Raw genomic sequence first — 7,476 nt, 5'->3', positions numbered from 1 at the left:
AATCCTATAATTTTAGAAAATCTTATATTACAATTTACTCCTTTATTTAAAAAGTATGCTTCTAAGCTATCATTTGAAGACTCTATGCAAGAATTTTATTTACTTTTTATAAAAATAGTAAATAAAATTCCTTTAAATAAACTTACTGAAGATAAATATGTTATATCTTATATAAATTCTTCAATAAAAAATAAATATATTAATTTAAGTAAAAAAAATTTTAAGGATTCATCCGTATTGGAGCTTGATTACAAATATTTTAAAGAAGAAAAATCATCCAAATGTATTGAAGAAATAGATTTAATTCTGTCATTGTCTAATTTATCAGAGAAAGAAAATTATATAATATACTCTATTTTTTTGAGGGTATTTCCGTAAATGATTTATCACAAAAATTAAAAGTATCAAGACAATCTATTAATCAGACTAAATTACGTGCATTAAATAAATTAAAAAAGGAGTTTTTATAAAAAATCCTTTTTAATTTATTGTTTATTATTATATATCAAAATTTTAAAAAGATTAAAGTTTACATTTTTACTTAAATTTTATTATTACTATATGTGTTTATAATAAAATTAAAAATAAAGGAGAGATAATTTTATGGCAGCATCATTTTTAGGAATAAATATGAGTGGGAAAAATATTAATGTAGTTAATTCAAGTGGTAGCAAGATAGGTACTTTATATCACAAGGAAAGATTCACTTATTCTTTCGAATATAAAACAATAAGTGGAAAAAGGCATAAAAAAATTTGGTTTCTAAATAGTAGCGGAAAATTTGGGGAAGGATATATCTTGGATAGTGCTCCAATAGCTAACTGGATGAATTATAGGTTTCATAATTCGACTGCCGGTTATCATTTTAAAATTGATGGTAAAGCGCAAATATATTCTCCTTATGGAGCTCCTATGGATAGTCTTAACACTGGATGTATGGTTATCCCAGCAGATGATGCTAGAACAGGAGATAGTATGAAACAGAATTTGGCAATAAAAAAAGCTTATATTCCAAATGGGGGAGGACATTTTGTACGTAACCTTGAAGGTCACTTCATTAATACAGGAGTAGCTACGAGTTCCACTAATACAATAGTATATGGTAATTGGAATTAATAATGATTTAGATTTCAAAATATTAAAAAAGCTAGTAGGAAAGTTAAATCCTACTGGCTTTTTTATTTTTATAGTATTTTCAACTTATTTTATTTTTAATTTCTTCTATATCTTTTTTTATATTAGGCAATGAAACAGATAATTCAGAAATAACTTTTTGATAGACCTCCTCTCTTTTACTATTTTCTTTTAAAACATAAAATAATAAGTATAAAAATAATACAGCAAAACTTCCTTGGCTAATTATAAATTCAAATAATTGTTTATCCATAAATCTACTCCTAAAAATAATATTTTAAGTATATAAATAATAAATACAATATTATGTAAATTAAAAAAGTTAAGTTTATAAATATTATTAGAGAAATAAGGTAAATATTTAAGTGCCTAAATTTTTAAGTATTGACACCGTTCTTAAGCTTACGTAAAATAGATATATAGAAAGGTGTCATAACTTAGTATCAAAATGAATGATAAAAAATAGGTGAAAAAATGATTTATGGATATGCTCGTGTAAGTACAAGAGGACAAGCTAAGGACGGAAATAGTTTAGAAAGTCAAATAGATTTATTGAAGAAAAATGGATGTGAGAAGATCTATTCAGATAGTTTTACTGGATGCAAAACAGATAGACCAGAATTTAATAAGTTATTGGATAAATTAAAGATAGGAGATATGTTAGTAGTTACTAAGTTAGATAGATTTGCTAGAAGTATTGCTCAAGGAAGTGAGCTAGTTAATAAACTTATAGAGAGAGGTATTAGAGTTAATATACTTAACATAGGAGTAATGGATAATACTGCAGCAAGTAAGCTTATAAGAAACATATTTTTTAGCTTTGCTGAATTTGAAAGAGACATGATTATTGAAAGAACCCAAGAAGGAAAAGCAATAGCTAGAACAAAAGAAGGGTTTAAGGAAGGAAGACCAAAGAAGTATACAAATAAACAATTAGATAATGCTTTATCAATGCTTACTGTAAATGGTGGAGATAAAAGTTATAATGAAGTAGCAGGATTATTAGGTATTAGTAAGAGTACATTAATAAGAGAAAATAATAAAAGAAAAGGGAAATTTAATACTATATAGAATACAAAATATATTACAATTAAAAATATATTTAAGTGGGTGTTAAGTCATGAGGGATATAAGTGAGGTAAAAACAAGTGAGTTATTAGAACTGGTAAATAACTCATTGCAAAATGGTATGAGTGTAAATAAGTTTGCAGAAAGTATGGGATGGGGAAATAGTAGTGTTAAGACTAGATTAAAACGAGGCGGTTATAAGTTTAATAAAGAATTGAGGATATATGAAAAGATAAAAAATTATAATATAATAACTAATACAAAAGAAAACACAATATTAGAGGTAAATAAAAACAATAATATAGATAACAATACAAATAAGAGTACTAAAAGAAATATAAACATACACAATTTTAATACTAAAAAAGATACAGAAAGAAATACTAAAATAATAAATTTAGAGTTAAGGTTAAGCAATATAGAAAAAGAATTTAATAAAATTAAGAGTTATACTAAAAATTTAGATGAAAAAAGGTATATTATTAATAATACCAGAGAAACATCAACTAAAAGTATAAGACTTTATACAGAAGTAAAAGAGCAGTTAGATAAATATTTAAAAAATCATAAGGATAAGAAAGTTATAGAAATTTTTAGTTATGCTATATTAGAATATATGGATAAGCATAAATAAGAGGTAAAGAAATGCCTTGTATCATTATTTTAAATTGAATATGAGACATTAAAAAAATTATTAAGTAATTTAAAATTTATATATATATATATAAAAAAGTATTAGAATTTGTATTAGTTTTGTGGTAAAATTAGGACAAGTTTTAAAATAAAATAAAAAAGTCCTTCAACTCTTATATATCAGTCGGCAAACAGATATATAAGCCAATTCCAGTATGTACGGCAATACATAAAGAAATGTTAGAAAGACTTTATAATTTACTTTATTCAAGTTATGAATAGAGTATACAAGATTATAAAGAAAATTTCAAGCCTTTAGTATTGCAAATACTAAAGGCTTTTTATATTTAGATTAATATAAAGAGTTAAGGTTAGTAATTACTGACTTTAAAACAGTAATAGTTGCCTATAACTAAAATAGGAGCATAGTAAGCAAAATTCGTTGTGATAACGCAAATACTTACTGTGAGTTAAGCTGGAAACTATAAATTAAGGGTGAGTTCAGCCAATGCAGAAAGTGAACCTCCATAGCATAGAGCCTAATCCCTATCTTTAGGCGTTATGGGTATAAGCGTGATGACAACGTAAAGGTCAGGTGTGGGAGTTCTAGGAACATAGTTGTTCGGGAACTACTAGAAGATTAGCATTAGGATAGAACCGTAATGTAGAAAGCTAGTAGGTGATTAACACGTAACAGATAGGGTGCAGATGAGCCGACCGACTGAGTATACAGTTCAGTATTTAGTATAATGCAGTTATTTCCTTATTGATAGATATAGCCTATATCTATTAATAAGGGAATAACTGCGTCCTTGCCTCCCTCATTCGTTCCAGTTCAATATTATAAAATATTATTAATACAATAAAATTTTTTAATAATACTTTATAATAAATTAATGTTATAATATTTACAAATTGAGCATATAAAGGATAGATTATATGAATAAAAATAATAAAGAAATTTATAATATTACTTTAAAAGATGATAAAAGTTTAAAACAATTTTTTCAAAGATTTTATATTTTACCAAAAAAGCCTAATAGTTATAATTATACTAATAAAGAACTTGAAATTTTAAAATTAAGAAGTTTAAAGCCAACGTGTAAAGAAGTAAAACAAGGATTAAACGGATATATAGTTTTTAGAGGAGTTAAAAATAAAAAATTAACAGAGCAACAAGTTAAAGACATACAAAATAGCAATTTATCTCAAAGAAAATTGGCTAAAGAATATAATGTTAGTGTTGGAACAATAAATAGAGTTAAAAATAATAAATATTAGTTTATTTATTATTACAAAAGATAAAAAATATGTTCAATTTGATATAAATTGAACATATTTAAATTAAGATTAAAAATTAAATTTAATGTATTAAAATGTTCTTCCGAAGTAATAATTGTATTTTAATAATATTTCTAATGCTAGTTTGTTTAAATTATTTATTGCACATTTTAATATTATTTCATCATTAACTATATATGCTTCAATATCTTTTTGATTATTTAAATAAGCATTCTTTATTCTATTTCTTCCATCTATTGAATAGTAATGATTTTCTTGAATGAAAATATTATTAAATACTCCATCTAATAATAATATAGGCTTATTTAATATTCTTGGTACTCCATTCGTTTTTAATGGTTGTATCATATCTATTTCGCTTAAGTTAATTTTCATAATTTTATATTTATTTTCTTCTAAAATTTTATAAATTTTATCTATATCAATATATGTTATAAAATTTATACTTTTACCTAATGATGTATTTAAATTAAATTCTAAGGGAAAAGGTTCATTTGTGAAATTTTTTAAATATTTGTTATCTATATTAGTGTTTAATATATTTAAATATTCTAAGCGGAAATTCTTAAATAAACCATCATCTTCATTAAAAAAGATATTAAGACTTTTATTTAAATTTTTATCAGAATAAGAATTGTAATTCATAGAAACCTCCTTTAATTATTATATATTATAAACCATTTTCATTTTTTTAATTAATATATATAAAAATAATGTTATAAGATTTTTTGGTATTTTGTATTTGTTATTTTATAGCTTTAAATGTTGAATATATTATAAAGAAAATAAAATAGGTTATACTGTATATTTTAAATAAGCAATTTATTAATTTAAATTAATAAAAATTAATGATATAATAAAAAAGTTTTTAATTTAAAGAAAGCGAGGAAGTTGAATGAAACCATTTTTAAAATGGGCAGGAGGTAAAACTCAATTAATTCCTACCATAATAGAAGAATTACCAGAAGAAATAAATAATTTAACAACATACATAGAACCATTTGTAGGAGCTGGAGCAGTATTTTTAGATTTTTTAAGTTCTGATAGATTTGAAAAATATATAATAAATGATATAAATTCAAAATTAATAAATGTTTATGAAGTTATTAGAGATAATATTGATTTACTTATTGAATCATTAAATGATATTAAAGAAAAATATTTATCTTTTGAAGAGCTATCTGAAGATAGAGAGAAAATGTATTATGAGATAAGAGACAAGTTTAATAGTAATGATGTAGGTAAAATAGAGTTAGCAGCTTATTTTATATTTATAAATAAAACTTGCTTTAATGGGTTATATAGAGAGAATTCAAAAGGAGACTTTAATGTTCCAATAGGAAAATATAAGAATCCTACAATTTTTTATGAAGAGCAATTAAGAAAAATTTCAAGTCTATTAAATAAAAGAAATGATAATGGAGAATTAATTGTAACTATATTAAATTTAAAATATACTGAGTTGAAAAAGTATGTTAATAAAAAAACATTTGTTTATTTCGATCCGCCCTATAGACCTGTTACTATAGGTGGCTTTAGTGCCTATAATAAAGGTGGGTTCAATGATGATTCACAACAAGAGTTAGCAAACTTTTATACTAAGTTATCAGAATTAGGAGCTAAATTAATGCTAAGTAATTCAGACCCTAGAATTTTAAATAAAAATGATGATTTTTTTGAAAAAATGTACAAAAGCTTTAATATACAAAGAATATACGCTAATCGTTTTATAAATTCTAAAGGAGCTGATAGAGGTGGAATATCAGAATTATTAATTACTAACTATAAAAAAGATAATAGAGTTTATATTGGAGATGATGAGAAATTGGAAGATATTTCAAATGTTTATAAAGAAAAATTGAATTTTAAAAATGCAGATGAAGTTTTTGAACATTTAATTTGTGATGTTAAGGATACTATAAAGGGTTGGGATTATTTTGTAAATTGGGAAAAAGCAATTGGAAATATGAAGTCAGTTGAAAAATCTTTAAATATATTAAATTACCTAATAGGAAAAGAAAATATAGAACAAGAAGCTAAAGAACTAATTGCTGAAAATCCGCAGGTTATAAATGTTTTCCCTATATTGGTAGCTAGTAGAGATAAAGATTTTAAAATTTTAGAACCTACAGAAGCTGATTTAATGAATTTTAAAGAGTTTGATTTTAGTAAAAAAAGAACTAGAAAAGATGATTTAGATGAAAAAGAATTAAATGATGCGATAGAATTTTTGAAAAAAACTAATTTATTAAACTTATTTAAAGATAAGACAATAAAAAGCTTAGTTGATTATGTGCTTGGGGTTGAAGTTGGATTAGATAGCAATGCTAGAAAAAACAGAACAGGAACTGCTATGGAAGATATAGTAGAGGTTGCGGTAAAAAAAATATGTAATAAACATGGATGGGAATACAAAACACAAGCCACAGTTAAAGAAATCAATGAAATGTGGGGAATTGTAGTACCTACAGATAAAAGTGCTAGAAGATATGATTTTGCTATAAATAATAATGGAAAATTGTTACTTGCTGAAGTTAACTATTATAATGGTGGAGGTTCAAAACTAAAGACTGTTGCTAATGAATTCACTAAGTTGGATAAATACATGAAGGCTAATGGATTTGAGTTTTGTTGGATAACTGATGGGTTAGGGTGGAATACATCTAAAAAGCCATTAAGAGATGCATTTGATAATATGAGACATATATTTAACTTAGATATGGTTGAAAAAGGTGCTTTAGAATATTTAATTGAAAATTTATAGTATTAAAAAAAGGAGTAGAAAATATCTACTCCTTTTTTTAATAAGAAGCTCTACAATTGCTACATTCACTTTGGTCTCTTCTTCTAGTAGTAACTCTTCCGCTCCAACCAAAATCAGTTGTTGGTTTGTCTAAGTCGCAAGAAGGACAATGTTTAAGTAAATTAATTCCATCAAATCCAACTATATTAGTTATTCTTGTACCAGTTGAATCATACCCACTAGACATCGGCATGGTAAACGGCATAATTGTAATAGAGGAATCAATTATTTGAATATTATTTAATTGAGTTCCGTCTTCATAAGTTATAGTAACTGATCTAGGAATTCTATATCCTGGATTTCCATATTCAGTTAATCTTAAAGGTAAACTTACTATCATTTTTATCACCTCCTAACTTTAAATTATAGATTAAATGGTTTTATTTAGTAAATATTTTTATAATATAGATGCTTTGTATAAAAGTGTAACTTTAATCATAGTTTCATAAATTTTAAGTATTGACACCGTTCTTAAGTTTATGTAAAATAGATATATAGAAAGGTGTCATAACTTAGTATCAAAATGAATGATAAAA

General features: G+C 24.3%; 9 protein-coding genes and 1 pseudogene. 7 read left to right on the top strand and 3 right to left on the bottom strand.

Features of this window, described 5'->3' with window-relative positions:
- The 3 genes and pseudogenes from Q4E08_RS10450 to Q4E08_RS10445 all read left to right on the top strand — a co-directional run.
- Nucleotides 1–378: pseudogene (locus Q4E08_RS10450) on the top strand (hypothetical protein); the annotation flags it as partial.
- Nucleotides 324–470, top strand: coding sequence for a sigma factor-like helix-turn-helix DNA-binding protein (locus tag Q4E08_RS12165; protein ID WP_368410197.1), 147 nt, complete (start codon nucleotides 324–326; stop codon nucleotides 468–470). The pseudogene Q4E08_RS10450 and the gene Q4E08_RS12165, both read left to right, overlap by 55 nt.
- A 133-nt stretch (nucleotides 471–603) precedes the next feature.
- Nucleotides 604–1,116 carry a hypothetical protein gene (locus Q4E08_RS10445; protein ID WP_303130764.1) on the top strand — a complete coding sequence of 171 codons (513 nt, stop codon included), beginning with the start codon at nucleotides 604–606 and terminating at the stop codon, nucleotides 1,114–1,116.
- A 79-nt stretch (nucleotides 1,117–1,195) separates the two neighbouring features.
- Here Q4E08_RS10445 and Q4E08_RS10440 read toward each other — a convergent pair whose 3' ends face one another.
- Nucleotides 1,196–1,387 (bottom strand): BhlA/UviB family holin-like peptide, encoded by a 192-nt coding sequence (locus Q4E08_RS10440; protein WP_303130763.1) that lies wholly within the window; start codon nucleotides 1,385–1,387, stop codon nucleotides 1,196–1,198.
- A 221-nt stretch (nucleotides 1,388–1,608) separates the two neighbouring features.
- On the opposite strand from Q4E08_RS10440, the gene Q4E08_RS10435 reads away from it, so the two are divergent.
- The 3 genes from Q4E08_RS10435 to Q4E08_RS10425 all read left to right on the top strand — a co-directional run bounded on the left by Q4E08_RS10435 (nucleotide 1,609) and on the right by Q4E08_RS10425 (nucleotide 4,116).
- The gene (locus Q4E08_RS10435) at nucleotides 1,609–2,205 is read left to right on the top strand and encodes a recombinase family protein (protein ID WP_303130762.1); all 597 of its coding nucleotides are present in this window, start codon (nucleotides 1,609–1,611) and stop codon (nucleotides 2,203–2,205) included.
- 49 nt (nucleotides 2,206–2,254) lie between these two features.
- Nucleotides 2,255–2,836 carry a hypothetical protein gene (locus tag Q4E08_RS10430; RefSeq protein WP_303130761.1) on the top strand — a complete coding sequence of 194 codons (582 nt, stop codon included), beginning with the start codon at nucleotides 2,255–2,257 and terminating at the stop codon, nucleotides 2,834–2,836.
- Nucleotides 2,837–3,774: 938 nt separating this feature from the next.
- The gene (locus tag Q4E08_RS10425; protein WP_303130760.1) at nucleotides 3,775–4,116 is read left to right on the top strand and encodes a helix-turn-helix domain-containing protein; all 342 of its coding nucleotides are present in this window, start codon (nucleotides 3,775–3,777) and stop codon (nucleotides 4,114–4,116) included.
- Between the two features lie 90 nt (nucleotides 4,117–4,206).
- Here Q4E08_RS10425 and Q4E08_RS10420 read toward each other — a convergent pair whose 3' ends face one another.
- Nucleotides 4,207–4,782 carry a hypothetical protein gene (locus Q4E08_RS10420; RefSeq protein ID WP_303130759.1) on the bottom strand — a complete coding sequence of 192 codons (576 nt, stop codon included), beginning with the start codon at nucleotides 4,780–4,782 and terminating at the stop codon, nucleotides 4,207–4,209.
- Between the two features lie 250 nt (nucleotides 4,783–5,032).
- Between Q4E08_RS10420 and Q4E08_RS10415 the strand changes: the two genes are divergently transcribed.
- Complete coding sequence (locus Q4E08_RS10415) at nucleotides 5,033–6,901, top strand: DpnII family type II restriction endonuclease (protein ID WP_303130758.1); 1,869 nt, start codon at nucleotides 5,033–5,035, stop codon at nucleotides 6,899–6,901.
- Between the two features lie 37 nt (nucleotides 6,902–6,938).
- Here the strand turns inward: Q4E08_RS10415 and Q4E08_RS10410 are convergent, their stop codons facing one another.
- Entirely contained in the window at nucleotides 6,939–7,280 is a 342-nt protein-coding gene (locus Q4E08_RS10410) for a hypothetical protein (RefSeq protein ID WP_303130757.1), read from the bottom strand.
- Nucleotides 7,281–7,476 lie beyond the last annotated feature (196 nt).

Origin of the sequence: Clostridium sp. (genome assembly GCF_030532265.1) — a bacterium.
Taxonomy (GTDB): Bacteria; Bacillota; Clostridia; order Clostridiales; family Clostridiaceae; genus Clostridium.
Note: the sequence above shows the minus strand (reverse complement) of the source record. Positions and strands in the feature narration are given on the sequence as shown.

Coding starts and splice junctions, on each gene's coding strand:
- Q4E08_RS10445 (WP_303130764.1), top strand. CDS start 604: ATGGCAGCATCATTTTTAGGAATAAATATGAGTGGGAAAAATATTAAT.
- Q4E08_RS10440 (WP_303130763.1), bottom strand. CDS start 1,387: ATGGATAAACAATTATTTGAATTTATAATTAGCCAAGGAAGTTTTGCT.
- Q4E08_RS10435 (WP_303130762.1), top strand. CDS start 1,609: ATGATTTATGGATATGCTCGTGTAAGTACAAGAGGACAAGCTAAGGAC.
- Q4E08_RS10430 (WP_303130761.1), top strand. CDS start 2,255: ATGAGGGATATAAGTGAGGTAAAAACAAGTGAGTTATTAGAACTGGTA.
- Q4E08_RS10425 (WP_303130760.1), top strand. CDS start 3,775: ATGAATAAAAATAATAAAGAAATTTATAATATTACTTTAAAAGATGAT.
- Q4E08_RS10420 (WP_303130759.1), bottom strand. CDS start 4,782: ATGAATTACAATTCTTATTCTGATAAAAATTTAAATAAAAGTCTTAAT.
- Q4E08_RS10415 (WP_303130758.1), top strand. CDS start 5,033: ATGAAACCATTTTTAAAATGGGCAGGAGGTAAAACTCAATTAATTCCT.
- Q4E08_RS10410 (WP_303130757.1), bottom strand. CDS start 7,280: ATGATAGTAAGTTTACCTTTAAGATTAACTGAATATGGAAATCCAGGA.